The organism is Devosia ureilytica, assembly GCF_024273195.1.
GTDB classification, from domain to species: domain Bacteria; phylum Pseudomonadota; class Alphaproteobacteria; order Rhizobiales; family Devosiaceae; genus Devosia; species Devosia ureilytica.
In genome coordinates this window covers 384,392-410,891 of record NZ_JAMZCU010000003.1, presented here as the reverse complement: position 1 = coordinate 410,891, position 26,500 = coordinate 384,392, and the positions used below count along the sequence as shown (strand labels likewise).

The 26,500-nt window shown below is 61.8% G+C and carries 25 protein-coding genes and 1 tRNA gene; 10 read left to right on the top strand and 16 right to left on the bottom strand.

The features are described 5' to 3' along the window. Nucleotides 1-164 precede the first annotated feature (164 nt). Complete coding sequence (locus NIM87_RS09770; RefSeq protein ID WP_254674470.1) at nucleotides 165-2,312, bottom strand: OmpA family protein; 2,148 nt, start codon at nucleotides 2,310-2,312, stop codon at nucleotides 165-167. Between the two features lie 258 nt (nucleotides 2,313-2,570). Here NIM87_RS09770 and NIM87_RS09765 point away from each other — a divergent pair, with 258 nt between their 5' ends. Together NIM87_RS09765 and NIM87_RS09760 are read left to right on the top strand one after the other, a co-directional pair. Further along, nucleotides 2,571-2,990, top strand: coding sequence for a secondary thiamine-phosphate synthase enzyme YjbQ (locus NIM87_RS09765; protein ID WP_254674469.1), 420 nt, complete (start codon nucleotides 2,571-2,573; stop codon nucleotides 2,988-2,990). Between the two features lie 2 nt (nucleotides 2,991-2,992). Continuing rightward, nucleotides 2,993-3,823, top strand: coding sequence for a sulfite exporter TauE/SafE family protein (locus NIM87_RS09760; RefSeq protein ID WP_254674468.1), 831 nt, complete (start codon nucleotides 2,993-2,995; stop codon nucleotides 3,821-3,823). A gap of 280 nt (nucleotides 3,824-4,103) precedes the next feature. On the opposite strand, the gene NIM87_RS09755 is transcribed toward NIM87_RS09760, so the two are convergent. After that, the gene (locus tag NIM87_RS09755) at nucleotides 4,104-4,820 is read right to left on the bottom strand and encodes an SIMPL domain-containing protein (RefSeq protein ID WP_254674467.1); all 717 of its coding nucleotides are present in this window, start codon (nucleotides 4,818-4,820) and stop codon (nucleotides 4,104-4,106) included. 193 nt (nucleotides 4,821-5,013) lie between these two features. Here NIM87_RS09755 and NIM87_RS09750 point away from each other — a divergent pair, with 193 nt between their 5' ends. Then, entirely contained in the window at nucleotides 5,014-6,159 is a 1,146-nt protein-coding gene (locus tag NIM87_RS09750) for a fumarylacetoacetate hydrolase family protein (protein WP_254674466.1), read from the top strand. A 45-nt stretch (nucleotides 6,160-6,204) separates the two neighbouring features. Then, nucleotides 6,205-7,644: an aldehyde dehydrogenase family protein gene (locus NIM87_RS09745; protein WP_254674465.1), complete on the top strand. Its 1,440-nt coding sequence runs from the start codon at nucleotides 6,205-6,207 to the stop codon at nucleotides 7,642-7,644. 318 nt (nucleotides 7,645-7,962) lie between these two features. Here NIM87_RS09745 and NIM87_RS09740 read toward each other — a convergent pair whose 3' ends face one another. The 8 genes from NIM87_RS09740 to NIM87_RS09705 form a co-directional block, all read right to left on the bottom strand. Beyond that, complete coding sequence (locus NIM87_RS09740; protein ID WP_254674464.1) at nucleotides 7,963-8,193, bottom strand: GIY-YIG nuclease family protein; 231 nt, start codon at nucleotides 8,191-8,193, stop codon at nucleotides 7,963-7,965. Nucleotides 8,194-8,248: 55 nt separating this feature from the next. Next, nucleotides 8,249-8,950: a phosphate regulon transcriptional regulator PhoB gene (gene phoB / locus NIM87_RS09735; RefSeq protein WP_254674463.1), complete on the bottom strand. Its 702-nt coding sequence runs from the start codon at nucleotides 8,948-8,950 to the stop codon at nucleotides 8,249-8,251. Nucleotides 8,951-9,062: 112 nt separating this feature from the next. Continuing rightward, the gene (gene phoU / locus NIM87_RS09730) at nucleotides 9,063-9,773 is read right to left on the bottom strand and encodes a phosphate signaling complex protein PhoU (protein ID WP_254674462.1); all 711 of its coding nucleotides are present in this window, start codon (nucleotides 9,771-9,773) and stop codon (nucleotides 9,063-9,065) included. 22 nt (nucleotides 9,774-9,795) lie between these two features. After that, the gene (gene pstB, locus NIM87_RS09725; RefSeq protein WP_254674804.1) at nucleotides 9,796-10,578 is read right to left on the bottom strand and encodes a phosphate ABC transporter ATP-binding protein PstB; all 783 of its coding nucleotides are present in this window, start codon (nucleotides 10,576-10,578) and stop codon (nucleotides 9,796-9,798) included. Nucleotides 10,579-10,652: 74 nt separating this feature from the next. Continuing rightward, nucleotides 10,653-12,017 (bottom strand): phosphate ABC transporter permease PstA, encoded by a 1,365-nt coding sequence (pstA, locus tag NIM87_RS09720; RefSeq protein WP_254674461.1) that lies wholly within the window; start codon nucleotides 12,015-12,017, stop codon nucleotides 10,653-10,655. After that, complete coding sequence (gene pstC, locus NIM87_RS09715; RefSeq protein WP_254674460.1) at nucleotides 12,017-13,399, bottom strand: phosphate ABC transporter permease subunit PstC; 1,383 nt, start codon at nucleotides 13,397-13,399, stop codon at nucleotides 12,017-12,019. The genes pstA and pstC overlap by 1 nt, the downstream gene beginning before the upstream one ends. Nucleotides 13,400-13,462: 63 nt before the next feature. Further along, complete coding sequence (locus NIM87_RS09710) at nucleotides 13,463-14,467, bottom strand: substrate-binding domain-containing protein (RefSeq protein ID WP_254674459.1); 1,005 nt, start codon at nucleotides 14,465-14,467, stop codon at nucleotides 13,463-13,465. A gap of 271 nt (nucleotides 14,468-14,738) precedes the next feature. Beyond that, nucleotides 14,739-15,494, bottom strand: coding sequence for an IclR family transcriptional regulator domain-containing protein (locus NIM87_RS09705; RefSeq protein ID WP_254674458.1), 756 nt, complete (start codon nucleotides 15,492-15,494; stop codon nucleotides 14,739-14,741). Between the two features lie 263 nt (nucleotides 15,495-15,757). Here NIM87_RS09705 and NIM87_RS09700 point away from each other — a divergent pair. The 4 genes from NIM87_RS09700 to NIM87_RS09685 all read left to right on the top strand — a co-directional run bounded on the left by NIM87_RS09700 (nucleotide 15,758) and on the right by NIM87_RS09685 (nucleotide 18,626). Continuing rightward, nucleotides 15,758-15,833 (top strand) — tRNA-Ile (locus NIM87_RS09700). 544 nt (nucleotides 15,834-16,377) lie between these two features. After that, entirely contained in the window at nucleotides 16,378-16,629 is a 252-nt protein-coding gene (locus NIM87_RS09695; RefSeq protein ID WP_254674457.1) for a PepSY domain-containing protein, read from the top strand. Between the two features lie 3 nt (nucleotides 16,630-16,632). Further along, the gene (locus tag NIM87_RS09690) at nucleotides 16,633-17,295 is read left to right on the top strand and encodes a response regulator transcription factor (protein WP_254674803.1); all 663 of its coding nucleotides are present in this window, start codon (nucleotides 16,633-16,635) and stop codon (nucleotides 17,293-17,295) included. Further along, on the top strand, nucleotides 17,292-18,626 hold the full coding sequence (locus tag NIM87_RS09685; protein ID WP_254674456.1) for a sensor histidine kinase: 1,335 nt from the start codon (nucleotides 17,292-17,294) through the stop codon (nucleotides 18,624-18,626). Before NIM87_RS09690 ends, NIM87_RS09685 begins: the two co-directional genes overlap by 4 nt. Nucleotides 18,627-18,801: 175 nt before the next feature. Here the strand turns inward: NIM87_RS09685 and NIM87_RS09680 are convergent, their stop codons facing one another. Then, nucleotides 18,802-19,263 (bottom strand): hypothetical protein, encoded by a 462-nt coding sequence (locus tag NIM87_RS09680; protein WP_254674455.1) that lies wholly within the window; start codon nucleotides 19,261-19,263, stop codon nucleotides 18,802-18,804. A 415-nt stretch (nucleotides 19,264-19,678) separates the two neighbouring features. On the opposite strand from NIM87_RS09680, the gene NIM87_RS09675 reads away from it, so the two are divergent. Then, nucleotides 19,679-19,921, top strand: coding sequence for a DUF6894 family protein (locus tag NIM87_RS09675; RefSeq protein WP_254674454.1), 243 nt, complete (start codon nucleotides 19,679-19,681; stop codon nucleotides 19,919-19,921). A 143-nt stretch (nucleotides 19,922-20,064) separates the two neighbouring features. Here NIM87_RS09675 and NIM87_RS09670 read toward each other — a convergent pair whose 3' ends face one another. From NIM87_RS09670 to NIM87_RS09650, 5 genes are read right to left on the bottom strand one after another with little or no spacing between them, the layout of a single operon-like run. Continuing rightward, entirely contained in the window at nucleotides 20,065-20,970 is a 906-nt protein-coding gene (locus tag NIM87_RS09670; protein ID WP_254674453.1) for a nucleoside hydrolase, read from the bottom strand. Continuing rightward, nucleotides 20,970-21,959: a sugar phosphate isomerase/epimerase family protein gene (locus NIM87_RS09665; RefSeq protein WP_254674452.1), complete on the bottom strand. Its 990-nt coding sequence runs from the start codon at nucleotides 21,957-21,959 to the stop codon at nucleotides 20,970-20,972. The genes NIM87_RS09670 and NIM87_RS09665 overlap by 1 nt, the downstream gene beginning before the upstream one ends. Then, nucleotides 21,956-23,449, bottom strand: coding sequence for an FGGY family carbohydrate kinase (locus NIM87_RS09660; protein ID WP_254674451.1), 1,494 nt, complete (start codon nucleotides 23,447-23,449; stop codon nucleotides 21,956-21,958). The genes NIM87_RS09665 and NIM87_RS09660 overlap by 4 nt, the downstream gene beginning before the upstream one ends. Beyond that, entirely contained in the window at nucleotides 23,446-24,405 is a 960-nt protein-coding gene (locus tag NIM87_RS09655) for a transketolase family protein (protein WP_254674450.1), read from the bottom strand. The genes NIM87_RS09660 and NIM87_RS09655 overlap by 4 nt, the downstream gene beginning before the upstream one ends. After that, nucleotides 24,405-25,157, bottom strand: a complete 753-nt coding sequence (locus tag NIM87_RS09650; protein ID WP_254674802.1) for a transketolase — start codon at nucleotides 25,155-25,157, stop codon at nucleotides 24,405-24,407. Before NIM87_RS09650 ends, NIM87_RS09655 begins: the two co-directional genes overlap by 1 nt. A 236-nt stretch (nucleotides 25,158-25,393) precedes the next feature. Between NIM87_RS09650 and NIM87_RS09645 the strand changes: the two genes are divergently transcribed. Then, the gene (locus tag NIM87_RS09645) at nucleotides 25,394-26,365 is read left to right on the top strand and encodes a DeoR/GlpR family DNA-binding transcription regulator (protein WP_254674449.1); all 972 of its coding nucleotides are present in this window, start codon (nucleotides 25,394-25,396) and stop codon (nucleotides 26,363-26,365) included. Nucleotides 26,366-26,500: the final 135 nt, after the last annotated feature.

Sequence of the window (26,500 nt, the reverse complement as noted above, 5' to 3'; positions counted from 1 at the left end):
TTTTATTCTTTTTGATTCAATGCACTAAAGCGTTTGTGGGCGATGCCAAAGCCGTGATCGATTGTGGCTTTTTCAAGAAATCGTCATCGGAAGTCGACGCTCCACGGCAAAAGAAAAGGCCGGGCGCTGGGCCCGGCCTTCACCGTTTCGTCGATTGACGCCTGTTAGCGCGCAGCAACCGTGATCAGCGGCGTGATGCGGCGGATGGTAACGCGACGATTTTCGCGCTCCGCCGTCTCGGTGCGGATCTTGAGGTAGCGTTCGCCATAGCCCTGGGTGGCCAGGTTTTCCGGCGGCACACCGTAGAAGTCGGTCAGAACGCGGGCAATCGTGGCCGCGCGCATGTCCGACAGGCGCAGGTTGGAGATGTCCGAACCCACCGCATCGGTATGGCCCTCGATCAGGAAGGTCTCATTGGGGTTGCGCTCGAGCAGGGCAAGCATGGCGTTGGCCACACCGGACAGTGCTCGCACCTGATCGCGACCGATGGTGGCTGCGCCGGTGTCGAATGTGAGGTTACCGACCTCAAGACGACGCACGCTGTCACGCAGACGGGCCGACCGCTTCACCTCATCGATTGAATAGAGGCGGGCGACCTGCTCGACCGGCGGCTGGCTGAAGAAGATTTCAAGCTCGTCCTCATCGGCATAGCTGGCATCGAGCACGTATTCACGCACTGGAATGTTGAGACGCAGCGGCGGCAAGTCAGCAGCCGGATCGCGCCACTGGGCCAGATCGTCGTAATAGCGGTCATCGAAATAGGCCAACACGTATTCACGGCCATCAGGGGTGATGCGCGAACGACGCAGGATGTCGCCATTGCGATTGCGCACCGTGATGATCTGGGTGCCATCGGGACGGGTGATCACTTCGCGCACCCGATCATTGCTCAAGCGCTCGTAATAGATCTCGTCTTCCTGCGGATCATAGAAGCGATCCGTGTCCTGGCCGATCGAATTGACGATCAACTGGGTGCCGACCTGCAGGATAAGCTGGGTGATGGCATCGCCGGTATTGGTGGGTTCGGCGTTTGCCTCGACCACGGTCACGGGTGTCTGCTGAACACCGGTTTGTACCGTATTGTTGTCGCCAGACACATTGTTGGTGATGTTGGTGATGTAGTTGTTGGTAATCGTCTGGTTGATGGTCGTGTCGCCTTCAGCGGCCACTACGTCGCCCTCTTCGGCGGTGACGGCTGCCATCGGCTCAGCCGCCATGGTCCGGATTTCTTCCGACTGGGCTTCTTCGTCATTGGCAGGGGCCGGCGCGGCCGGTTCTTCGGCCACGGGTTCTGCCTGGACCTCAGGCTCGACCTCGACGGTGGCTTCGCCTTCTACCGGCTGCGTGCTTTCTGACTGGGCTGCATCCTCATCCTTGGCGCTGTCGAGCACCGGGGCGATCTGCTCCTCGGTCACGCCTTCGGGCAGGTCCTCGACCATTTCGGCTGGCTGACCATCAGAGGTGGTTTCTTCGACTGGCGCGGGCTGCTCTGCACCAGGGGCCGGGGCAGCGGGCTGCTCCTCGGCCGGCATGGCCTCAGGCAGGGGCGACAAGCTCAGGCCATAGTCGGCAACGCAAGTTTCGTTGTCGACATAGCCCAGGGTGCTGCAAATAGCGGTGATTTCGGCAAGCGCGGCGTCGATGCGAGCTTGCGCTTCGACCGGGTCGGCACCAGCAGCAAGATCGGCCACAGCGGCGTTGTATGCGTCCACCTGGGCAGCCAGCTGGGCTTCAATGTCAGCATCAGCATCAGCCTCAACGGCAACAGCGGGCTGCTCCACAGGCTCTTCTGCCACCGGTGCTTCTTGTTCGGCTACGGGCTCTTCAGCGGCCGGCTCGGCGGCGGGTTCTGCCGGAGCCGGCTCATCGGCTACGGGCTCCTCAACCGGGGCGGGTTCTTCGACCGGTGCAGGTTCTTCAACCGGCGCTGGTTCTTCGGCGACAGGGGCCGGCTCTTCGGCAACCGGCTCCTCGACCACAGGCTCTGGAGCCGGTGCAGGTTCTTCTGCCACAGGCTCTTCGGCCGGGGCGGGCTCGGTGACCGCTGCAGGTTCTTCAGCAGCAGGCGCGGCGGCTTCGGCCGCTGCCAGAGCGGCAATACATTCTTCCAGGCTTGCAAAGCCGCCGACGATGCAAAGCTCGGTCAGGGCAGTCTGTGCAGCTTCGAGGGACGCGGCGTCACCGGAGGCCTGAGCCTCCAGATACGCCTGATAGGCGGATTGAAGTTCCGCATCCTGAGCATGGGCGGCGATGGGCGCAAAGGCCAGCAGGCCGATGCTGGTTCCGGTGAGGAGCCAGTTCTTGAGGCGCATTGTTCTTATCCTTTTGTGCTTGAAACACTTCCTGCCGAGCATCGTGGGCTGTTCCTGAACGCTGTATGAACAGAGTCCCATGCCCGTACTGGTGGCCGACAGGCCCCGCATTGCCCAGAACGCGGGGATGAGCGATGGGTTCCGCCGCGGACATTATTGCAGACAGATCGTTGCATTGCGGCGCCAATGCGGCAGACTGGACGGAAGCCCGCCGGCGTGGCTATCCGCATGGCGTCGGGCCATGCTAGGCCGGTGCGTATGCAGCAGGCCGTTGACAGTATCAGTATCGCCACCAGGGGGCAGGGCCTTTACGAGGCCACGCGCGACCTGCGCGCCTTCGTTGCCGGCTCCGGGATATCGACCGGCCTCGTCACCATTTTTGTGCGCCACACCTCCTGCTCGCTGCTGATCCAGGAAAATGCCGACCCTGACGTACAGATCGATCTGCAGGGGTTCTTCCGGCGCCTGGTGCCTGAGGGCATGGATTGGCTGGTTCACACGACGGAGGGGCCCGATGATATGCCGGCGCATATCAAAGCCGCGCTGACCCAGACTTCCATCGGCATACCGGTCACGGAAGGGCGCCCGGTGCTGGGCACCTGGCAGGGACTTTTTCTCTTCGAGCATCGGACGCGGCCGCATCGGCGTGAACTGGTGTTCCACATCATCGGAGACTGACAATGGATTGGAGCAGCCTCGTCGGCTATTGGCCGTTCGTGCTGGGCATGATGGCGACCGGCATTGTGTCGGGCATAGCGGCAGGCCTCCTGGGGATTGGTGGTGGGGCAGTGATCGTCCCGGCGCTCAGCAATGCCCTGCTGCTGATGGGCTATGATCCCGAAGTGGTGCAGCATGTGGCGGTGGGCACTTCGCTCGCAATCATCATTCCAACCGGCGTCATGAGCGCACGAGCCCATCACAAGCGCGGAGCGCTGGATATGGAGGTGCTCAAGCTTTGGGCGCCGTTTATCGTTGTGGGCACCTTCGTGGGCGGGCTGATGGCCGGCTTCTATTCGGGTGACGTGCTGCGCATTGTCTTTGCGGTCATGGCCTTTGTCATCGCTGCCAATATCATCTTTGCCTTCCAGACCCGATTGATGGGGCACCTCAAGGGGTCGGCGCCGACACATCGTATCTCGGCATTTGTGGTGGGCTATATTTCATCGCTGATGGGTATCGGCGGCGGCTCGCTGACCGTACCGACGCTGGTGGCCTTCGGCCACAGCATGCACAAGGCAGTGGGCACATCTGCGGCCATTGGGGTGGCGATCGCCCTCTCCGGCACGGCGGGCTTCCTGATTTCGGGCTGGAGTGTCGAAGACCGGCCGCCGCTCAGTATCGGCTACATCAACCTTTTGGCGCTGGCTCTGGTGGGCGTGCTGGCCGCCGTCTGCGCGCCCTGGGGCGCGGCGCTGGCGCATCGGATGGACCAGAGGACGCTGAAATATGTGTTCGCCGCGTTTCTTATCGCGGTGGGGTTGAACATGCTGTGGAAAGTGGTGCTGGGGTAACGGGCCTCAGCGGCCGGTGCTTGCCATTTGAGCGTAGCTCTCATGGCCCCAAACCTCAAATCGCTCCGCCGGAGCGATTTGGCGGCGTAGCCGCCGGTTTGGGGTTGGTGGGGGCGCACTTGACTACGGTGGAATCGCCCCCACCGCCCAAGCCCCCTCTTGAGAGGGGATCGGGAGCTCACGGGCAGGTCGACACGCGACCCGCCCCTGAAATGTAACAACGCGCGATTGGCCGTTCGGGTTTGGCCAAAACATGGCGAAGTCGCGTTTTGTGCACCGATTAGTCGGCGCTGTTGTTCAAATCCCACGACACGTTGACGGTAATGGCAAAGCTCATCTCGCCCGCTTCGACCGGCACCGGTGCAGATGCCGACATCTCGGCACGGGCGTACATGGGGTAGGGCTGGGGCGCATCAAAGGTCTGCTGCTCGGAAATCGAAACAAGTTCGCCCAGTGTTGCATCGGCGACACCGGCATAGAGCTCGGCCTTGTCCCTTGCATTGGCGAAAGCGGCCTTGCGGGCTTCGTCGAGCAGCTCGGACGGGTCGGCAACCGAGAAGCTGACGCCATTGACGGTATTGGCGCCCACAGTGACGGACTTGTCGAGGATGGCGCCGAGATTTTCGAGGTCGCGCACCACAACCGTCACCGAATTGGATACCTGGTAGCCATTGATGCGCGGGGGCAGCGAATAGCCCAGGTCGTCGCGGGCGTCGGAATAGACATAGTTGGGATTGACCGAAAAGCCGGAGGTCTGGATGTCTCGCGCCTCGATGCCGGCTTCCTTGAGCGCGGCGATAAGCTCATTCATGGCGGTGGTATTGGCATCGAGCGCTTCACGGGCGGTCGCGCCCTGGCTGGTGACGCCCGAATTGATGGTGGCCATATCGGGAGCCGCGCGCACTTCGCCGCGTCCCTCGATGGCGATGGTGCCTGCATAGGCGGGCAGGACAGAGGCAAGCAGAGCGAAGGGGGCGAGGACGCTGAGGGCACGCATGGAAGACTCCTTGGGTCGAATTCGGGGCTCAGATGTCCCGAGGTATTGCGTCAGTATTGCGGCGCAGATGAACCGGAGTTGAACGAAGCGGGGTGGGGCTGGTGTGGGCAAAAAGTATGACTTATAAGCATCGGCGCTTGCTCTTGGCCCGTGGCGTGGGCTAGTCAAATGCTGACATGTCAGGGGGCTATTCATGAGCGTAAACGACATTCCCGAGGGCGTTCTTCTTGGACGGGCCATGGTGCCGGGATTTGATCATCCGCGCATCGTGACCGTGCGCGATGGCCAGTTGGTCGACATTACCGCCCGCGGCATGGCGACGGTGCGCGATATTGCCGAAAGTGGCCGCGCCGCCGAGCATGTTCGCACCGCTCCGGGCCGCGCCGTCGGCGAGATGGCGGGTGTGATGGCCAATGCCAGCGCCGGCTCGGACGACTTGCCGCGCCTTTTGTGCCCGATTGACCTGCAAGCCATCAAGGCATCGGGCGTGACCTTTGTGGTGTCGCTGCTCGAGCGGGTGATCGAGGAGCAGGCGCGTGGCGATAATTCGCGCGCCGAGGCGCTGCGCGGGGAAATCCTGGACCTCATCGGTACCGACCTTTCGCAATTGGTGCCAGGGTCGGACGCGGCGATGAAGGTCAAGGCGGCGCTGATCGAGAAGGGTGTGTGGAGCCAGTATCTGGAAGTCGGCATCGGCCCAGACGCGGAAATCTTCACCAAGGGCCAGGTGATGAGCGCGGTGGGTTATGGCGCCGAGGTGGGCCTGCACCCGATTTCGCGCTGGAACAATCCCGAGCCGGAAGTGGCGCTGCTGGTGACCAGCACGGGCGACATCATCGGCGCGACGCTGGGCAATGACGTCAACCTGCGCGACGTTGAAGGCCGCTCGGCGCTGCTGCTGGGCAAGGCCAAGGACAATAATGCCTCGGCTTCGCTCGGGCCATTCCTGCGCCTGTTCGAGGGCGCGTTCACGCTTGAGACCATCAAGCAGGCCGAAATCGCGTTGCGCGTGGAAGGCACGGATGGCTTCGTGCTCGAAGGCCAATCCAATATGGCGCAAATCTCGCGCACCCCGGAATCGCTGGTTGCGGCGACCCTGGGTGAGCATCATCAATATCCCGATGGGCTGGTGCTCTACCTGGGCACCATGTTCGCGCCGGTGAAGGATCGCGACGGCGACGGCAAGGGCTTTACCCACAAGCTGGGCGACGTCGTCTCCATTTCGACACCGACGCTGGGTAGGCTTACCAACGTCGTGAACCTCTCCACCAAATGTCCGCCCTGGACCTATGGCACCAGCCACTTGCTGCGTGACCTTGCACGGGCAAACCTTCTCTAAATTCGCGCCGCCTCCTCCCTGGCGCACCAATCGAAAGGCCTTTCCATGACGCAATTGCACAAGAACCTGATCGACGGCGAATGGGTCGGCTCGGATGGGGTCGAGAACATCAACCCCTCCAACATCCAGGAAGTGGTGGGCGTGTATGCCCGCGCCACGGCCGAGGAAACCAAGCGGGCAATCGCGGCCGCCAAGGCCGCTTTCCCGGCCTGGTCGCGCTCGGGCATTCTGGAGCGCCATGCGATCCTTTCCAAGACCGCCCAGGAAATCCTGGCGCGCAAGCAGGAACTGGGCGAGCTGCTGAGCCGGGAAGAGGGCAAGACGCTGCCCGAGGGCATTGGCGAAGTGACCCGCGCTGCGCAGATCTTTGATTTCTTTGCCGGGGAAGTGCTGCGCCTTGCCGGTGAAGTGCTGCCGTCGGTGCGTCCGGGCGTTGGTGTCGAAATCACCCGCGAGCCGATTGGTGTTATCGGCATCATCACGCCGTGGAATTTCCCCATCGCTATTCCGGCCTGGAAAATGGCCCCGGCGCTGGCCTATGGCAATACCGTCGTGATCAAGCCGGCGGACCTGGTGCCAGGGTCGACCTGGGCGATTGTCGATATTCTGGTGCGTGCCGGCCTGCCCAAGGGCGTCGTCAATCTTGTCATGGGCAAGGGTTCGGTGGTCGGGCAGACCATGCTCGACAGCAAGGACGTCAATGCCGTCAGCTTTACCGGCTCTGTGGGCACGGGCAAGCGCGTGGCGGCAGCGTCGATTGAAGTTGGTCGCAAGTTCCAGCTCGAAATGGGCGGCAAGAACCCGACCATCGTGCTTGACGATGCCGACCTCAAGGTCGCTGTCGAGACCGTGGCGCAGTCGGCCTTCTTCTCGACCGGGCAGCGCTGCACGGCGTCGAGCCGCGTGATCGTGACCGAAGGCATTCACGACGCATTTGTTGATGCCCTTTGCGAGCGCACCAAGAACCTGCGCGTTGGCGATGCCCTTGCCAAGGACACCGAGATCGGTCCGGTGGTCGACCCGAGCCAGCTCAAGCAGGACATGGATTATATCGACATCGGGCGTAGCGAAGGCGCCGAACTGCGCGCCGGCGGCAATCGCGTCAATGCGCCGACCGAAGGCCACTTCCTGCAGCCGGCCCTGTTCGTGGGAGCTACCAATTCCATGCGCATCGCCCGCGAGGAAATCTTCGGCCCAGTGGCGGCGGTCATCAAGGTCAAGGACTATGAAGAGGCCCTGGCCACGGCCAATGACACCGAATTCGGCCTTTCGGCCGGCATTGTCACGACCTCGCTCAAATACGCCACACACTTCAAGCGCAATGCCGAAGCCGGCATGGTGATGGTCAATGTGCCCACCGCTGGTGTCGATTTCCACGTGCCGTTCGGCGGGCGCAAGGGCTCGTCCTATGGCCCGCGCGAGCAGGGCAAGTATGCGGCCGAGTTCTTCACCGTGGTCAAGACGGCCTATACTGCCGCAGGCTGACCGCCCGGGAACAAGATTGTGCAGCGGGGCCTTCGGGCCCCGTTGTCGTTTCTTGGCGATGTCATTCCCGCGATTGGGCCGGGGAAGGCGTCGCCTGCTGGTTGTAACCTAAGCATGACCAAGCTTCCGGCAGCCAGAAGTGCAGAGCCCTCGGCTCAAGGCCGAGGAGGACGGGCGGTGGGTGGGCGGTACTGGTGGATATGTCTGGACGGCAGATCCCGACCCCGTTTCAGACACTGGCGCGGTTAATCCTTGATCGTGAAACCGTCTGCTTCACCACCCACCGCACGTCACCCTCGGGCTTGACCCGAGGGCTCTTCACTTGCTGATTTCGTCCCAGAGATCGCGCCATTCCGGGTTATGCTGCTCGATCAGGTCTTGCTTCCAGCGGCTGTACCAGCGCTTGAGCGAGGTTTCGCGCTGAATGGCCATGCCGATCTCACCAAATTGTTCAAAATAGACAAGCCGCTTGATGTCACGCGCCTTGGGGTAGCCCGACACCAGCCCTTCTCGGTGTTCATAGACGCGACGAACCAGGTCGTTGGTCACACGGCGGCTTTATTGTCTGCCAGGGCAAAAGCCGACAGACAGAAAACCACCCCATTCAAGCGTTCGCGGCGAACCTTTCATCGAAGGCGTAGCCGGCGCCGCGGACGGTGCGGATGGGGTCGGATTCCTTGCCGCGGTTGATGGCGCGGCGGAGGCGGCCGATGTGGACGTCGACGGTGCGTTCGTCAACATAAACGTCATTGCCCCAGACGCCATCGAGCAGCTGTTCGCGAGAATAGACGCGGCCGGGATGGCGCATGAGGTATTCGAGCAGGCGATATTCGGTAGGGCCGAGGTGAACATCGCGGGCCGCGCGGCGGACGCGGTGGGTGGTGCGGTCGAGTTCGAGGTCGCCGACCTTGAGGGCGGCGGTCACCAGGTTGGGGTTGGCGCGGCGCAGCAGGGCCTGGATGCGGGCGATCAGTTCGGGGACCGAGAAGGGCTTGACCACATAGTCGTCGGCGCCGGTGGAAAGGCCGCGCACGCGCTCTTCTTCTTCGCCACGGGCGGTGAGCATGATGATCGGCACGCGAGCGGTTTCATCGCGGGCGCGGAGACGCCGGCACAGCTCGATGCCGGAAATTTCGGGCAGCATCCAATCGAGCAGGATCAGGTCGGGAAGCTTTTCGGCGATGGCGTGCTGGGCCTCGTCGCCGCTTTCGGCCGTGACCACGCGATACCCTTCGGCTTCGAGATTGTAGCGCAGCAGGATGGCGATATCGCCTTCATCTTCGACAACGAGAATCGTCGCGGGCATGATGTGCTCCGTCATTCGGCGGCCTATGTCAGGTCCGACGCTTCAATTGTGCCCTCCCTCCTTGGGGGGAGGGCCGGGGTGGGGGTTGGGCCGCTGGCTCGGGGTTACCCGCCTAAGCCTTGATCTGCTGGCGCTGCAGTTCCTGGACGTCACTGGTCAGCTGCTTGCCGGTAGCAAGGTAATAGGCGCGCTCGGCGATATTGGTGGCGTGGTCGCCCACGCGTTCCAGGCTCTTGGCGCAGAACAGCAGGTGGGTGCAGGTTGTGATGTTGCGCGGATCCTCGAGCATGTAAGTGAGCAGTTCGCGGAACAGCGAGGTGTACATGGCGTCAACCTCGTCATCGCGGTTGCACACATCCACCGAGGCAGCGGCTTCGCGATTGCCATAGGCGTCGAGTGCGTCCTTGACCTGCTTGAGCACCAGGGCCGTCATGTTCTTGACGCCATTGTAGAAGGTGGGCTGCAGGTTGATGCCTTCAAGCTTCAATGAGCGGCGGGCCAATTGCTTGGCCATGTCACCGATGCGTTCGAGGTCGGAGGCAACGTGGATCGAGGTGATGATGGCGCGCAGGTCGCTGGCCATGGGCTGGCGCCGGGCGATCATGGAGACGGCCATTTCATCGATGTTGCGCTGCATGTCATCGATGCGCTGGTCGGCAATGATGGTGAGATCGGCCAGCTCGCGGTCGAGCTTGAGGAGCGCGCGGGTGCCGTTTTCGACAGCCAGCTCCACCTGGCCGCCCATTTCGGCAATCGCCTGGGCGAGCGTGGCCAGCTCGGCATTGTAGGAGGTAACGATATGGTCGGTGCCGGTGTTTGGCATGGTTGTTCCTCTCGCCTGCGGCTTAGCCGATGCGGCCCATGATGTAGTCCTGGGTCTGCTTGTTCACCGGGTTGGTGAAGATGTCTTCGGTGTCGCCATGTTCGATCAGATTGCCCAGGTGGAAGAAGGCGGTCTTCTGGCTGACGCGGGCGGCCTGCTGCATCGAGTGGGTGACGATGACGATGGTATAGTTCTCGCGCAGCTCGTCGATCAGTTCCTCGATGATGGCGGTGGCGATCGGGTCGAGGGCGGAGCAGGGCTCGTCCATGAGGATCACTTCCGGGCCGACGGCGATGGCGCGGGCGATGCAGAGGCGCTGCTGCTGGCCACCCGAGAGGCCGGTGCCGGGCTCGCTGAGGCGATCCTTGACCTCCTCGAACAGGCCCGCCTTGCGCAGCGAGGAGACGACAATCTCCTCAAGGTCGGCCTTGGATTTGGCGAGGCCGTGAATGCGCGGGCCATAGGCGACGTTGTCAAAGATCGACTTGGGGAAGGGGTTGGGCTTCTGGAATACCATGCCGATGCGGGCGCGCAGCTCGACCACGTCGAGGCTGGGATCGTAGATGTCCTCGCCATCAAGCTTGATCGTGCCGCCAACCCTGGCGCCTTCGATGGTGTCGTTCATGCGGTTGATGCAGCGCAGGAAGGTCGACTTGCCGCAGCCCGAAGGCCCGATGAAGGAGGTGACGGCGCGGTCCGGGATGTCGATGGAAATCCCATGCAGCGCCTGCTTGGCACCGTAGTGGACGGTGACGTCACGGGCGGTGAGGCGAAGCTGGCGCTCAAGGCTGTCGATGGGGTTCATGGCGGCGCTCACGGATTGCTGCGTTGTCATAATCTTGCTGGCAACCATATCCATTTTGGCGTTCTCCGTATTGGTCATGCGCGGCGCTCCAGGCGAGTGCGCAGGAAGATGGCGACGGCGTTGAGTAGGATCATCAGGCCCAGCAGGACCATGATGGCTGCGGATGTACGCGCTTCAAAGAAGTTTCGGTTTTCATTGCCCTGCCAGAGAAAGATCTGCACGGGGAGCGCCGTGGCCTGATCGACGGGAGATCCGGGGATCGAGGCAACGAAGGCGTTCATGCCGATCAGCAGCAGCGGTGCGGTTTCGCCAAGCGCCTGGGCAACGCCAATGATGGTGGCGGTCAGGATCGAGGGGAAGGTCACCGGCAGGACGTGGTGGAACACCATCTGCGTCTTGGAAGCGCCGAGGCCGAGCGCGGCCTGGCGCAGGGCGGGCGAGACGGCCTGAAGCGCCGCGCGGGTGGCGATGATGATGGTGGGCAGGGTCATCAGGGTCAGCACCAGGCCGCCGACCAGAGGGGCCGAGCGGGGCAGACCGAAGAAGTTGATGAATACCGCGGCACCGAGCAGGCCGAAGACGATGGAGGGCACGGCGGCGAGGTTGTTGATATTGACCTCGATCAGGTCGGTGAGGCGCGACTTGGGGGCGAATTCCTCAAGGTAGATGGCGCTGGCGACGCCGATGGGTACGGCCAGGACGATCACCACGAGCATCATGTAGAGCGAGCCCATGAAGGCACCGGCAAGGCCCGCCGAGGCAGGGGCGGCGCGGCTATCGACATTGGTGAACAGGCCCCAGGCAAAATCCTGGGTGATGGTGCCGTTCTCGACCAGGATATCGACCAGCCCACGGGTGTCGGCGGGAAGCTGCTGGCGGCTATCGTCGAGTGACCGATCGATGTTGCCCTTGACCCAGTTATCGACATTGGCCGAGGCAAGCAGGTCGAAACGGTGGGTCTGGCCCAGGAGCGACGGATCGGCCACGAAAGCTTCGCGCACGACATGGCGGGCATTGGTTTCGGGAATGGCGAGCAGGGCGCGGCTGTCAATCTCGAAGCCCTCGGGGGCGGCTTCGGTCATGGCGGCGGTAATGACATTGTTCCAGTTCAGCATGGCGACGTTGCGCTGCCAGGCCAATTGCGCGGCATTGAAATCGGCCGCCGACTGTCCGGCGATCTGCACCGGTGCCGGATCGACGCCGATGATCTCGGGATCGAAGGTGATGTCGAGATGCAGGGTTGCCTGATGGAAGGCGGGGATGCCCTTGCGCAGCACATCGGTGAACAGCAGGGCGACAAAGCCCAGGGCCGCGCAGATGGCGATAATGCCCATGATGCGGAAGATCTGTTCGCTGAGGTGGCGGCGACGCAGGCTGGCGCGGATCTGCAGCGTGCGCTGGGTCGGCTGCTTGGCGGCGGGAGCGGTTTGATCGGTCATTATTCGTACTGCTCCCGGAAGCGGCGCACGATGTAGAGCGCCACGATATTGAGAAGGAGGGTGATGACAAAGAGCGTCAGGCCCAGGGCGAAGGCGACCAGAGACTGCGGGCCGGCAAAGTCGCTGTCGCCGGTGAGCTGGTTGACGATGGAAACCGTGATCGTCGAGATCGGCTCGAGCGGGGTTCCGCGCAGCACCGGGCTATTGCCCGCCGCCAGCACCACGATCATGGTTTCGCCGATGGCGCGGCTGACAGCCAGCAGGAACGCACCGACAATGCCGGGCAGGGCGGCCGGAAGCAGCACATTGCGGATCGTTTCGGACTGGGTGGCGCCAAGGCCATAGGAGCCGTCGCGCATGGCTAGCGGCACCTGGTTGAGGATGTCGTCGCTGAGCGATGAAATGAAGGGAATGATCATGATGCCCATCACCAGACCGGCAGTCAGGGCGCTGGTGGCGCTGATGTCGACGCCGATGACATTGCCCACGCCAGCCAGGAACGGCCCGACCGTGACCAGGGCAAAGAAGCCATAGACGATGGTGGGGATGCCGGCGAGAATTTCGATGACCGGCTTGATCACCGCGCGCACGCGGCGGGGCGCATATTGCGACAGGTAGATCGCGGTCATCAATCCGATGGGCACGGCGACCAGCGAGGCTATTGCGGCAACCCAGAGGGTGCCGGTCAGCAGCGGCAAGAGGCCATAGTCGCCATAGTCCTGTGTCGCGGTGGTGGAGAAACTGGGGTTCCACACCGTGCCGAAGAAGAAGTCGACCGGATTGATGAACGAGAAGAAACGCAGCGCTTCGGAGGCCAGCGACAGCACGATGCCAATCGTGGTCATGATGGCCACGGCCGAGCAGAAAATCAGGAGGGTCGTGATGACCACTTCGACATCATTGCGGGCGCGCAGGCGGGGCGAAATCCTCGAACGCGCATAGAGCAGCGCCAGAATGGCCAGCCCGGCGGCAGCGGCGATCATGGCGAGGAAGGTGATGGTCTGGAAATTGCGCAGCGCGTCGGCGGCAGACTGCTCGAAGGGCTGGATTTCGCCGGCGACACCATAGCCCGAAGCCAGGGCGCCGATGCGCTGGATGGTGGCGGTGAGACCACCCTGGTCAAGTGCCGTCAGGATATCGACCGGAATTTGGGAGACGATGTAGCCGCGGGTGATGCCCGGGCCGAAGGCCATCCACAGCGCCAGGATGACCAACGCCGGGACTAGGGTCCAGATGGCGACGCGGGCAGCATGATATTGTGGCCGGGAGTGGACGTTGACGCCGGAATTGGCGGCGGACAATCCGCGTCCCTTGGACCAGCCCGTCTGATAGGACAAGCCGAGCAGAACAAGCAGCAGGCCAGCAATAATCATGGAATTCATGGACGCTCACCTTGCTGCGAGAGAGGGTCGGGCCGCACGCAAGGTGCGGCCCGGGTCGTTTGCTTACATGCCAGTGAAAGCGGACAGGACTTCAGCGGTCTTTTCGGCCGGCTGCGGGATCAGACCAGCGGCTTCCAGAGTGCCGCCATTGCCCGTCATCACGTCGGAGAGGAAGAACTGAACGTATTCTTCGATGCCCGGGATGACGCCGATGTGCTCGCCCTTGACGTAGAAGAACAGCGGACGCGACACGGGGTATTCACCGGCAGCGATGGTCTCGAGCGAAGGCGTGACGCCGTCAACGGTAGCAACCTTGAGAGTGTCGCGGTTCTGGTCGTAGAACGACAGGCCGAACACGCCGACGGTGTCGGGGTTGGCAGTCAGGCGAGCCAGAGTTTCGGTGTAGTCGCCAGCGATTTCAACGACGACGTCCTGACGCAGGGTCGAGCAAGCGTCTTCGGCGTGGCCTTCGGGCAGTTCGGCAGCTTCACAACCGGCCGAGACAACCTTCTCCTGGAAGACTTCGCGGGTGCCATGATTGGAACCCGGGATAGCCAGCATGATCGGCTGATCGGGCAGGGCCGCGTCAATTTCGGACCAGTTGGTGTAGGGATTGTCGACCATGACGCCATCGACCGGCACCTGAGCCGCAATGGCCTTGTAGACATGGAGCGGGGTGAGGGCAAAATCGGCCTTGTCGGACGAGGTGGCGAACACGATGCCGTCGAAACCAAACTGAATTTCGCGGATGTCGGAAACGCCGGCAGCGGCGCAAGCTTCGCGTTCGCTGTCCTTGATCGGGCGCGAGGAATTGGCGATGTCGATAAAGGTCTCGCCGATGCCTTCACAGAACTGCTTCAAACCGCCCGAGGAACCACCCGAACCAACGACGGGGGTTTTGAACTCGGGGAACACGGCGCCAAATTCTTCAGCCACGATGGAGGCGAACGGCAGCACGGTCGAGGAGCCGGCAATCTGGATGGTGTCGCGCGACTGGGCGTAGGCAGCGGTGGTGCCGAACGCTGCGAGAGCGAGAACGGCGGCACTGGCGTAGAGTGCGGTCTTCATGGAATGTCCCTTCCGGAATTCATTTGCAAACATGGCCAGCCAGCTTGTGGGCCGCCCTGTGACGCGGCAGACCATAGGAGCGCCTCGCGACAGTTTTATTGCAGTCGTATGACTGGTTTGTGACGATCTTAATTGTTGATGGTGATCAATAAAATTGGTCACCACGGTTGGATGTGGGTGCTTCGTGACAGCCGTTGTGACGGCGCAGAAAGACTTTTCCCCCGACTCCAGGCTCCCACTCTAGCGGCCCAGTGCAACAGTTTTCGGACGGCTAGCGGAGGAGCGGGCGGACCTCGGCCTGGACCTTGCGCATCAGCGGCAGGAAGTGGGCAATCATCCGCGACGTGGGGGCGCGGGCAGTCTGGGCACCGATATTGATAGCGGCGACGACCTGGCCGGCGGCATTGTAGAGCGGCACGGCAATCGAGCAGAGCCCGAGTTCGAGTTCCTGGTCGATAACGGCGAAACCCTGGGCCGCAACTACCGCCAGCTCGGTGGTGATGGTGGCCATATCAGCCTTGGTGCGCTCGGTATAGGCGACGATTTCGGAGCGGTCGAGAATAGTCTGGGCTTCATCGGCCGGCAGGGCGGCGAGGAGCGTGCGCCCCATCGAGGTGCAATAGGCGGGCAAGCGCGCGCCGGCGCCCAAATTGATCGACATGACCCGCCGTGTCGACGCGCGGGCCACATAGAGGATATCGGGGCCTTCGAGGACGGCCGCCGAGGTGCTCTCGCTGGTGGCGTGCGCCAGTTCCTCCAAAAAGGGCTGGATCAGCCTGGGCAGCGGCGTGGCCGCCAGATAAGAATGACCCAGATTGAGCACGCGCGGGGTCAGCTGGAAGAATTTACCGTCATAGGACGCATAGCCGAGATGGGCGAGCGTGAGCAGACAGCGCCGCGCCGTGGCGCGCTCGAGCCCGGTGCGCTGGGCCACATCGGTGATCGACATTCGTGCATGCTCCTCATCGAAACACTCGATCACCGCTAGCCCGCGCATCAGGCCATGGATGATGTCTCCGTCCCGCATGGGCGCTATCCGTTGTTTGTGCGACTAGCGAACAGAATAGAGCATTTGCTGGTATGGTGAAATGCGAAGATTGGGTGGGTGGTCGCTTGTTGCGCCAGGCTTGGGTGGAGCCCGGGTGGGCTGCTGGGTGCCCTGCGCGAGAACGGGGCGTGGTGCCACAGCGGCGCGCAGGACAAGCTCGCGGATGAAAGCCGGCGCGGTTGGCGGGGAAGCATTGCACAGAGCCTTTGACAGCCGCCACGACCCTGCTATGACGCGGGCGGGGGCCTATAGCTCAATGGTTAGAGCCGACCGCTCATAACGGTCTGGTTCCAGGTTCGAGTCCTGGTGGGCCCACCAAGATTTGCGGCGGTTTCCGAGGTTTCGGAAGCCGCCGTTTTATTTGGGTCCGCAGGGAAGCAGGATCGATAAACGCCTGGCCAGTAGCGATGGCGTAGATGGCGGCTGCCATCGACGAAAGAAACCAGGCCAAGACAAGAGCCTCACCGCCAGAAACAAGCCAAAAATCGACGGTGTGCGGCGTTACACATTTGACGGCTCTCAACGCCACTTGTTTACGCGCAAACACATAGCCGAACCAGTTTTCCTGGTTGTCAGCGTTTTGTCAGGTTCGGCTGGTTAAGGTGCGACGATGTTCACACGGTTCCTTCTTGTACTGCTGTTTGCTCTTGCGGGTGCGGAGGCAAGCCTTGCTCAGGGCAATGGAAACAGCGCCGCGCCCAGCTCTCAAGGCAATGGCAGCGGGACGGCCAGCGGCCGCGGCGATAGTCTTGGTATTGGGATATCAGATGGCATCGGGGCCGGCGGCACGAGTGGTGGACTGAGCAAAGTCAACGGCGAAGCAAGTTCGACTGCCCGAGGGGGGAATAACCACGGCCTTTCGGTGAAAAACGGCGATGGTGCGTTGCAGACGCTGACGCCCGATCAGGCGCTGGCTGTTGTGCGGACGCGGCAAGCGCTGCCACTGTCGGATCTGGCCGAGATTGTTCGGCAACGCAATGGCGGTGAAATCGTTGACGCAGAGCTGCTCAGGGTCGGACAGATGTTGGTCTATGCCATCAAGATGCTCGATCGGGACGACCGCCTCTCGGTCCAATATTTTTACGCGCGTTCCGGCCGCCCCATCGGAGAGTGAATGATGCGCATCCTGCTCTGCGAGGACGATGACCACATTTCTGAAACTTTGACATTGGCGTTGAGCAAATCCGGTTTCAGGGTCGAACGAGAGCGGGATGGCGACAACGCTCTCTATCGTGGCGAGACGGAAAACTTCGACGCCGTTGTGCTGGATCTTGGCTTGCCGCAAATGGATGGCCTAACCGTGCTCAAGCGGTGGCGAAGAGCCAAAAGGCTTATGCCGGTGCTCATTCTGACCGCCCGCGGACAGTGGGAAGAGCGTGTCGAGGGCATCGAGGCGGGCGCTGATGACTATGTCGTCAAGCCCTTCCACATAATGGAGATTGTCGCGCGTCTTCGCGCACTCATCAGGCGCAGCGGCGGACTGGCATCCTCTCGCGTGGAATTTGGTCCCTATGAGCTCGACGCTCGCACCCTGCAAGTCACTTTGGACGGTCTGCCGCTCGACCTTAGTCCCCAAGAGTTCAAGCTGGTCTCGTATCTATTGCACAATCGCGGTCGCGTCGTGTCGCAACTCGAGATAACCGAGCACCTTTATCGCCAGGATTATGAACGCGACTCCAATGCGGTTGAGGTTCTCGTCGCCCGAGTGAGAAAGCGCCTGGGACGCGATGTTATCAAAACGCGCCGTGGCTTCGGCTATACCTTGGGCGACGGCTATTGAGGCTGCACTCGCTCAATCTGCGGCTGATGGCACTCACGACGCTCTGGGTCATCGGATCGCTCGCCGCCACAGCTGTGGTTCTTCAGTATCTTTTCGTGTCGAGCCTGGAACGCGAATTGCGGCAAGATCTCGAGGCAGCCATGACGCGGATCATCGCCTTGATCGACCTCGATACGCCGCAGTCAGGCCTGTCCAGCCAACTGCCTGACCCTCGGTACGAAACACCGCTGGGCGGACGCTATTGGCAGATCGAGATACTGGGAACACAAACCATGCTCCGGTCGCGTTCGCTGTGGGACATGGTTCTTCCGGTGGCCCAGGATGAAACGTCCATGGGACATTTTGAAGACGGGACCGATTGGCACATCATCTATCATACGCGCACCATTGACGTCGGCGGGCAGGATGTCCGGCTAAGCGTCGGCGAGGATCACGGACCCGTTCATGCGGCGGCAGGCTTGTTTCTGTGGGACACCCTTCGGCTGTTCGCATTGCTTGGCGTGATCATTCTGTTGGCTGCATGGCTCCAATTGCGTCTCGGCCTCGCCCCGCTCGACAAGCTGAGGAAGGGCGTCGATGCGGTGCGACAGGGACGCAGCGCACGTCTGCCTGGCTATTTCCCCACCGAAATACGGCCCCTGGCAAATGAGGTGAATGCGCTTCTTGATGAGCGTGAGGCGAATATGGAACGAACCCGCCAGCGCGCGTCCGATATGGCGCACGGGCTCAAGACACCACTGGCGGCGCTTCATGGCATTGCGATGAGGGTTCGGGAGAAGGGTAATGAAATCGACGCCGACCTGCTCGATGATCTGGCCTTCGAGATGTCCAAGCGCGTTGATTATCAGATGCGCCTAAGCACCCTGCGCCTCCGCAACAGCGAGCACCGTGAGCGCGCGTCGCTCAACAGCGCCATCCTTCGGACAATTGCCGTTCTCAAGAAGACCGGAAGGGGCGAAGTGCTCCATTGGTTGGCCGATCTTCCACAGGATCACGAAGTGGATGTGCATCGGCAGGACCTGATGGAGCTGATCGGTACCACGCTCGAAAATGCTGCCAAATGGGCGCAGTCTCAGGTGACCATCCGCAGCGCAGCTACTGATGGAAGGGTGCAGATCGAAATTTCTGATGACGGTCCAGGCGTGCCGGCGGAAGCGCTGTGTGAGCTGGGTCAACGCGGCAAGCGGCTTGACGAGGCCACTCCGGGAAATGGGCTGGGATTGGCCATTGCCAGCGAGATTGTCGCCCTCAACCGCGGCCAGATCTCGTTTTATCGAAGCGAGTTGGGCGGGCTTTGCGTCAGCATCACCTTGCCGCTGGCCAATACATGAGCCCTTTCGGGCTTCCCCTGCCGGTCCCGCTCTTCATGGTTGAGCGTGGGAAGCAACAACGCTGTACCAGCCGCCAAGGCCATCAACCAAAACGCCACAAAAAACAACAAGTATACCATGTCGTGGACCTCCCGAGGGTGGGGAGTCCGGCGCAGGGCCGAGCTCCCCTCCAGATTTAGTCTTCGGTGCTGTCGTCGTCTTCGGCGCTGTCGTCACCGTCAGTGTCGGCACTCTTCTTCATCTGGCCAGGCGCGCTGTCCTTGGCATCGCCATCCTGCTGACCTGGCGCATAGTCCTTGGCCGGACCATCCTGCTGGCCAGGAGCAAATTCGCGCGCGCTATTGGCATCGATTGATCCATCGTCATCATCATTCTCGATGGCGGCGATCAAATCGGCCGTGGTCGTAATGGCCACGCAGCTGTCTTCCAAAGTAGCCACTTCAACACCGCAAACTGCGGCTGCCACATCTGCGGACAGATCGATGGTCTGGGGGACATCATCGATCTCTATGTTGAGTTCAGTGGCCAGCGCGTCGCTGATCCCGGACAGATCGACGCTGATGAGCTCTTCCTGAGCGATAGCCATGGTCGAGGTGGACATCGCAGCGGCGAAGGCAAGTAGAGAAAGTTTACGCATTGTTAGGTTCCTGTGTTGCAAGCCCCACGCCGTAAACGGCAGTTCGACCCTGTGGTTCCTATAAGTGATTGAATTATCAGTTATATTTTGGTGTCATCGATTGTAATCTCGCCGTCAGGTTCGCGGCCTGCCGTGGCCTCGCCTGCCGGTGGTGTTTTGGCGCAGGTGACGCTCGAAGCGCTGTCTCGAGAAGATGCAGCGCCTCAGGTGCGCCAAAAGCGGTGCTAGATCTCTGTTGCTGAGATTGCCAGCATTGCCATCGCGAACCACGAGCGCTCAATGACGGTCTTGGGAAAGTCGGCGTCGTACATTTGCTTGAGAGAATTGATCGCTGAGCCGATCAACACCGATCACGGCATTGCAACACTTGGTCTGCGCGCTCGTTTCCACTGCCCATCACGCAGGAGACCGAGAAATGCCGACCTACTTTTTTGACATCCACCAAGCGGACGGACGCGTGGATGATGATACGATAGGGGCCGAGTTCCCAGACAATGCCCACGCGCTCAAGGAAGCGGAGCGCGCATTGGGGGACATGGCCGCCGACGCCGCGCATGATCCCAAGGCCCAAGAGATCAAGGTCACTGTGCGCGACGATCTCGGGCAGATTGTCGGCTACAGAGCGGCCAATTTCGAGTCCGAGAACTTTGACGGGTGACCAGTGTACTGCAATCAGCGCCAGGGCGTGGCATTTGCCGGGCTCCGTTTAGGAGCCAACCGGTCGCTCACTGACAGGCGGCGGATGAGAAAATGCCCGCCGTCACACGAGCGGCGGGCAGATCTGTGGCACCAAGGCTTGCATCAGCCGAAATTGGCCAACCCCTGAACGCCTCTGTGGAAGCGGGCCAGCTTTGCGTAGAAGTCTTCAAGGATGTAGCGCACGTCGATGGTGTCATAGACCTTGATAGGCCGGTGCTGACCGGTATGCACATAGTGCATCTGTGGCGAGAATTCGGGCGCCGGGCGCCATTCTGAAACGCCGCCCATGGGGTTGAGAATGACCGATAGCGCCGGCGTGTCGCCGAGCGAACGATGCTCGATCGGGCCCTGATGGACACGCAGGTTCCAGTCGATCAACTGGTCCACCAGATACTTGCCGATCGGCCCCTTGTCCTCGCAGCGCTCCTGCAGTTCGGCATAGCTCACCGCCATCATGCGATAGACAGTGGACGGGATCTGCCAGACCTGGATTTTCGAGCGCATCACCACATTGGCCGCGGCAATATCGTTCATCAGGTTGAATTCGCGCCCCCCTGATGGCCAGACGCCGCCGCCGATCCAGACGCAGATGACATTGCGGTCATTGAGACGGGGTTCCATCAGCAGCGCCGAGGCCATATCGGTCAACGGGCCAAGGAATGCCACATAAAGGGGTCGATCATCGTCGCTCATGGCCTGATCGATGATCAGCTGGGCACCAGGCGAGGGCACCGGGGTGTTCTCGTCGGGCAGGGCCGTTGCGGCGCCATTGGCGACGGGGATGCGGCCTTCGAGATCCATCAGCTTGAGGAGATGATCGATCTCGACGCGGCTGTCTTCCATCGATGTCTTGGAGCGGTGCGCGCCGAAGTGGGCGGCGATGATGCCGTGGAAGTCGAAGGTCGGGGTCAGCAGCGCGTGGACGATGGTGAACTGGTCATCGGCCTCGTTCTTGGCGTCCGTATTCAGGATCAGGCGGGCGCGCTTTTCGCGGGGGAGAGTGGTCATTACTGTTCTCCCAAGGCGCCGAAGAGGGCTTTCTGGGCGATCTTCATGGCGCCGATAGCGTCGTGGCGGCTCTGGGCTTCGTGCAGCGCGTCGAAGTCGAGGCGGTCGAGGCCTTTGGCCGCGGCCTTGAGGAAGTCGATGGCGTGGGTGGCCGTCGCGACGGAGTCTTCGCGGAAGGGGAACTGGTCGAGCTGCCAGACGCCGTTCCAATTGTTCTTCTTGAGGACGTAGAAGAACTCGAACAGTTCGAGCGGATGCAGGCTCCCGGCGACGAGGTCATCGTCCCAGGAGCGGTAGTTATCGTTGACGTCCATGCCGAAGAGGCGGCCATGGTCGATGGCGAGCTGGGCGCTGTCAGCCGCGGATTCGCCGCCCATGATGGCGTGACCGAAATCGAGCAGGATGCCGACATTGGGCAAGCCGATCTTTTCGATGCCCAGAATGGTGCGGGCAACCGAGCCAAAGCTCATGCGCACGCGCGGTTCGCGCGGCTTGTATTCGATGACGAACTTGAGGTCCGGGTTTTCGCTCGCGAGCTGTCCGACACCGTCCAGCGAACGTTGCCACTGGGTCGAATAGTCAACCTGGAAGGGGTAGTCCCAGCCGTCCTGGCCTGGCCAGAGCTTCACATAGTCGGCCTTGTGGAAGCGGACGACATCGCAGGCGGCGGTGATCAGTTCATGCGCCTTGCGTCGAATGCCAGCATCGGGATTGGTGAAGGCACCCCTGACGAAGTCACGGGTATAGATTTCCGGGGTGATGCCGATGACGCCGAGCTTGTTGCGATCAAGCGCGGTCTTGATCTGCTCGTTGGAATAGTCACCGCCGAAATAGGGCCAGTTGAGGTCGACGACGGACAAGTCCTTGACCTGGCCGGCAAGGTCGATTGCCTCGATGATGTTGCGCGGCACGCCATAGCCGTCGGTGGCGTAACGGTCGAGATAGGTGGCAAAATGCCAGATACCGGCGCCGAAGCGTGGTGTGGTCATGGGTTTCCTCCGGAAGTCTGTTGATTGCTTATGGCCAGCGTCTGGGTCACCGCGGATTGCCAACGCTGGCGATGCTTCAGGGCTTCGGTCGCTTCCATCTGCGGCGCGAAATGACCGGCGGCCGGAACGCCCGGCATGGCGATGCCCAGTGCCGAAAAGGCGAGGGCCGCAGCACCAAGGGCACTGACTTCGGGCGCTGCGGCACTAGCTACGGGCCGGCCCAGAATGTCGGACTGGAACTGCATCAGCAGCGGGTTGCGCGAGGCGCCGCCATCGGCCCGCAACTCGCCCAGCGGCGCGCCCATATCGGCCTCCATGGCCGAATAGACATCGCCAACCTGGAAGGCGATCGCTTCGAGGGCAGCACGAGCCAGATGCGCCGGCTTGGTTCCGAGAGAAAGGCCGGTGATGGTCCCGCGCGCATCGGCCCGCCAATAGGGGGCGCCCAGGCCGACAAGGGCGGGCACGAAGGCGACGCCATTGCTGTCAGGCACGGTTTCGGCCAGGTCCGAAAGGGCCGCGGCGTCGGCAAGGCCAAGGAGTTCGGCGGCGAAAGAGGCGGTTTGCCCGGAAACGGAGATATTGCCTTCGAGCGCGTGCTGCACATTCCCCTGTTGGCTCCAGGCGATGGTGCTGGAAATCCCATGAGTTGACCGGACGCGCTTGGGTGTCAGCGCCATCAGCGAGGTGCCGGTGCCGTACGTGGCCTTTACGGTGCCGGGTATCCGCACGCCATGGCCAAACAAAGCGGCATGGGAATCGCCGATCATGGCGAGGATCGGCGTGCCGGCGGGGAGGGCGGTGACGCCTTGGGCGGTGACACCGAAATGGGTGTCAGAGGATTTGACCTCGGCCAGCATGTTTTGTGGCACGCCGAACAGCGCGCAAAGTCCAGCGTCCCAGGTCAGGGCCTCGGTATTGAAGAGCTGGGTTCGAGAGGCGTTGGAGTGGTCCGTGGCGTGAACCGCGCCGCCGGTGAGGTTCCAGAGCAGCCAGGCATCGACGGTTCCGGCGCGCAGTTCGCCCTTCTCGGCGCGTGCGCGGGCGCCCGGTATGTTGTCGAGAAGCCAGGCGATTTTCGCGGCCGGGAAGAGAGGGTCGAGGGCGAGGCCGGTTTTCGCCTCGATGGCGTCGGCATGACCCGCCGCGCGGAGCGCATCGCATATTAGGGCCGAGCGCCGGCACTGCCAGATGACGACGGGACCGATCGGTTCGCCAGTGGCTGCATCCCAGATCAGAATGGATTCGCGCTGGTTGGAAATACCAATGCCGGCGATCGTGGCGTTGCCGGCATTGGCGACGACTTCGGCGATGACTGCCTTTACGCCATCAAACAGCGCCGTGGCCGATTGCTCGGCCCAGCCGGGTTGCGGATAGGTGACGACATTGGGCACTGATGCCTGGTGATGCACGCGTCCGGTGGCGTCCACCAGCAGCGCCTTGGTGTTGGTGGTGCCCTGGTCGATGGCGAGGATCCACTCGCTGGTCATTTTTTCCGCGCGATGGTCTGGCGAACGGCATCGGCGATACCGGCGTCGTTGAGGCCGAAATGGTCGAAGAGCCAATCGGCCGAGCCGGTCGGCACGAAGCCGGGGAAGCCGAGGATGCGCATGGGCACTGGGTTTGTGCCGACGACGACTTCGGCGACTGCGCCGCCCAGGCCGCCGCGCACGGAATGCTCTTCCACAGTGACGATGGCGCCGGTTTCGGTGGCAGCAGCAATGGCCGCTTCGTCGAGCGGATTGACCGTCGCCATGTTGACCACACGGGCCGAAATGCCTTCGGCAGCGAGCGCCTTGGCAACCGCGACGGCGCGATGAACCATGGTGCCATTGGCGATGATGGTGGCGTCGACCCCCTCAATCAGAGTTTCGGCCATGCCGATCTCGAACACGGCATTTGCGGGGCGTTCGAGCGCGGGCACAGCCATGCGGCTGACGCGGACAAAGACCGGGCCGTCATAAGCGGCAGCGGCCTTGATCGCTTCCGCCGTCTGCCAGGGATCGGCCGGGACGATCAGCTTCATGTTGTTGAATAGACGGAGCCAGGCGAGATCTTCGATGGAGTGGTGGGTCGGGCCCAGCTCGCCATAGGCGACACCCGAGGACTGGCCGATCAGCTTCACATTGACATTGGAATAAGCGATGTCGGCCTTGACCTGTTCGAGCGCGCGCCCAGTGATGAAGCAGGATGCCGCGGAAACGAAGGGCAGCTTGCCGCCATTGGCCAGGCCTGCACCGACCGCGACCAAGGTCTGTTCGGCAATGCCGACATTGACCATGCGGTCGGGAAATTTTGTGCGGAAACCGCCGAGTTTTGAAGAGCCGACACTGTCGCTGACGACGGTGACGATGCGCGGATCGGCTTCAGCAAGGGCCTCAATCGTGGCGGCGAAGCTGTCGCGGCAGTCAAATAGATCGCTCTTTGAAGGGGCAGCAGCGCTCATCAGACAAGTTCCCGCATGGCTTGTTCGTATTGATCTTTGTTCGGCACACCATGATGCCATGCGACATTGTCGTGCATGAAGCTCACGCCCTTGCCCTTGAAGGTATTGGCGATGACGCAGAGTGGCTTGCCGCGGCCCTTCGGCGATGCCGAAAGCAGGTCGAGCAATTGCTGGTGGTCGTGGCCGTCGACTATTTCGACATGCCAGCCGAAGGCGCGCCACTTGTCATCCAGGGGGTCGAGCGAGGCTGTATCTTCGGTACCCGCGCCCTGCTGCAGGCGATTGCGATCAATGATGACGGTCAGGTTTTCCAGTTTGCGGTGACCGGCGGTGAGCGCCGCTTCCCAGTTGCTGCCTTCCTGCAATTCGCCGTCGCCGGTCAGCACGAAAGTGCGGAAATCCGCCTTGTCGATCTGGCCGGCAATGGCGATGCCGGTTGCAACGGGCAGGCCATGGCCAAGTGGGCCGGTATTGGTTTCGACGCCCGGCAGATAATTGCGGTTGGGATGTCCATTCAGCATGGACAGCGGCTGCATATAGGTCGCCAGGTCGGCTTCGGGAAAATAGCCGGCGCGGGCGAGGACGGAATAGAAGGCGCCGGTGCAATGGCCCTTGCTCATCACGAAGCGATCACGCTGCGGATCGCGCGGATTGCTGGGGTCGTAGCGCATGACACCGAAATAGAGGGTGGCCAGAATGTCCGTGGCACTGAAATCGCCGCCGGGATGCCCCAGTTGAGCCTCGTAGACCATCTGGAAGCTGCGCCGCCGGATCCAAAGTGCATGCGCGCGGAGTTCTGCGGCAATATCACTGCGCAAATTTGATACGGGCGAAGTCAATCCTACCTCCCAGGCCGCATTGAAACTGTCAGGCTGCGTTGATCGCGGTCCTGGCGAGCCGGAGCAAATACGCCCCCATCCGATTGATGTGATCGCCTTTGCCTCTTTGAGTGCTACAGCGCGTTTTGCTTTCGTGCAATAAGGAAAATTTGCGATTTCTGCGTTTTATTGCGTTCCAGGTTTCGGACGTCGCGCATTTTTCAGCGACATTGCGGCCGGAAAGCTCTATGCCTTGCGGGGGTGGGCGAGCACATGTCTCGCGTGCTGTTGAGCAGGAAGTAGTGGGGCGGAGAATGCAGAAAGTGAAGGGTTCCCGGCGGCGTGGTGGTGTTGATGGGGCAACCGGTCAGCCGCAATTGCTCGCCGAACCGCGGCGCATGCGCATATTGGAGTGGCTGCAAGAAGAGGGCAGTGCGCGCGTGCGCGACCTGTCCAGCGCCTTCGGCGTTTCAGAGGCGACTATTCGCCAGGACCTGGAGCGTCTGGATTCCGACGGCTACATAACGCGCGAGCACGGCGGCGCCTATCTCAAGTCCATCCCGCAACAGGTGCAGTCCATGTCGCTGCAGCATGTGCAGAACATGGACAAAAAGCGCGCAATCGGAATGGCGGCGGCGGCCCTGGTGGCCGACCATGACACACTGATCATCGACTCTGGCACGACGACGACGCAATTCGCCGAAAATCTGAAGACCAGACAAGAGCTTAACATCATTACCAATGCCCTGAACATCGCCCTTATTCTTGGCGCCAGCCCCACAAACACGGTCCACATGCCGGCGGGGCAGTTCAAGGCTCCAACGCTCAGTTTGAGCGGCGAGAAATCGGTTGAGTTTTTCGTTGGCATCTATGCGCAGAAGCTGTTCCTGGCCACGGCCGGGGTCTCCTTCGACGTCGGACTGACCTACCCGGCGATCGGTGACATTTACGTCAAGCGCGCCATGGTCAAGGCGGCTTCGCATGTCTACCTTCTGGCCGATTCAACCAAGATCGGCCGCGTCTCGTTCTCCGCCCTTGGTGGGGTGGAGATGGTCCACACGCTCATTACCGACGATGGCATCTCGGATAGTGATCGCGCTGAATTCGAACGGCGCGGTGTCGACGTAATCATCGCGCGCTAGCTGTGGGTTGCCGATGCTTCGACCTCCGATTGTTGGCGAAAGTGCATTGACAACCTTCGCACTCGTCCATAATCGTTAGCAATCGCAAGAAATCGAAAACAAAAATGCGAGCTTGCGACCGCTGCGAGAGCAGTC

Coding starts and splice junctions, on each gene's coding strand:
- NIM87_RS09670 (WP_254674453.1), bottom strand. CDS start 20,970: ATGACCACTCTCCCCCGCGAAAAGCGCGCCCGCCTGATCCTGAATACG.
- NIM87_RS09765 (WP_254674469.1), top strand. CDS start 2,571: ATGCAGCAGGCCGTTGACAGTATCAGTATCGCCACCAGGGGGCAGGGC.
- NIM87_RS09680 (WP_254674455.1), bottom strand. CDS start 19,263: ATGCGTAAACTTTCTCTACTTGCCTTCGCCGCTGCGATGTCCACCTCG.
- pstA (WP_254674461.1), bottom strand. CDS start 12,017: ATGACCGATCAAACCGCTCCCGCCGCCAAGCAGCCGACCCAGCGCACG.
- NIM87_RS09655 (WP_254674450.1), bottom strand. CDS start 24,405: ATGAGCGCTGCTGCCCCTTCAAAGAGCGATCTATTTGACTGCCGCGAC.
- phoU (WP_254674462.1), bottom strand. CDS start 9,773: ATGCCAAACACCGGCACCGACCATATCGTTACCTCCTACAATGCCGAG.
- NIM87_RS09650 (WP_254674802.1), bottom strand. CDS start 25,157: ATGGTCTACGAGGCTCAACTGGGGCATCCCGGCGGCGATTTCAGTGCC.
- NIM87_RS09705 (WP_254674458.1), bottom strand. CDS start 15,494: ATGCGGGACGGAGACATCATCCATGGCCTGATGCGCGGGCTAGCGGTG.
- NIM87_RS09675 (WP_254674454.1), top strand. CDS start 19,679: ATGCCGACCTACTTTTTTGACATCCACCAAGCGGACGGACGCGTGGAT.
- NIM87_RS09660 (WP_254674451.1), bottom strand. CDS start 23,449: ATGACCAGCGAGTGGATCCTCGCCATCGACCAGGGCACCACCAACACC.
- NIM87_RS09665 (WP_254674452.1), bottom strand. CDS start 21,959: ATGACCACACCACGCTTCGGCGCCGGTATCTGGCATTTTGCCACCTAT.
- NIM87_RS09710 (WP_254674459.1), bottom strand. CDS start 14,467: ATGAAGACCGCACTCTACGCCAGTGCCGCCGTTCTCGCTCTCGCAGCG.
- phoB (WP_254674463.1), bottom strand. CDS start 8,950: ATGCCCGCGACGATTCTCGTTGTCGAAGATGAAGGCGATATCGCCATC.
- NIM87_RS09760 (WP_254674468.1), top strand. CDS start 2,993: ATGGATTGGAGCAGCCTCGTCGGCTATTGGCCGTTCGTGCTGGGCATG.
- pstB (WP_254674804.1), bottom strand. CDS start 10,578: ATGAACCCCATCGACAGCCTTGAGCGCCAGCTTCGCCTCACCGCCCGT.
- NIM87_RS09770 (WP_254674470.1), bottom strand. CDS start 2,312: ATGCGCCTCAAGAACTGGCTCCTCACCGGAACCAGCATCGGCCTGCTG.
- NIM87_RS09750 (WP_254674466.1), top strand. CDS start 5,014: ATGAGCGTAAACGACATTCCCGAGGGCGTTCTTCTTGGACGGGCCATG.
- NIM87_RS09745 (WP_254674465.1), top strand. CDS start 6,205: ATGACGCAATTGCACAAGAACCTGATCGACGGCGAATGGGTCGGCTCG.
- NIM87_RS09755 (WP_254674467.1), bottom strand. CDS start 4,820: ATGCGTGCCCTCAGCGTCCTCGCCCCCTTCGCTCTGCTTGCCTCTGTC.
- NIM87_RS09690 (WP_254674803.1), top strand. CDS start 16,633: ATGCGCATCCTGCTCTGCGAGGACGATGACCACATTTCTGAAACTTTG.
- pstC (WP_254674460.1), bottom strand. CDS start 13,399: ATGAATTCCATGATTATTGCTGGCCTGCTGCTTGTTCTGCTCGGCTTG.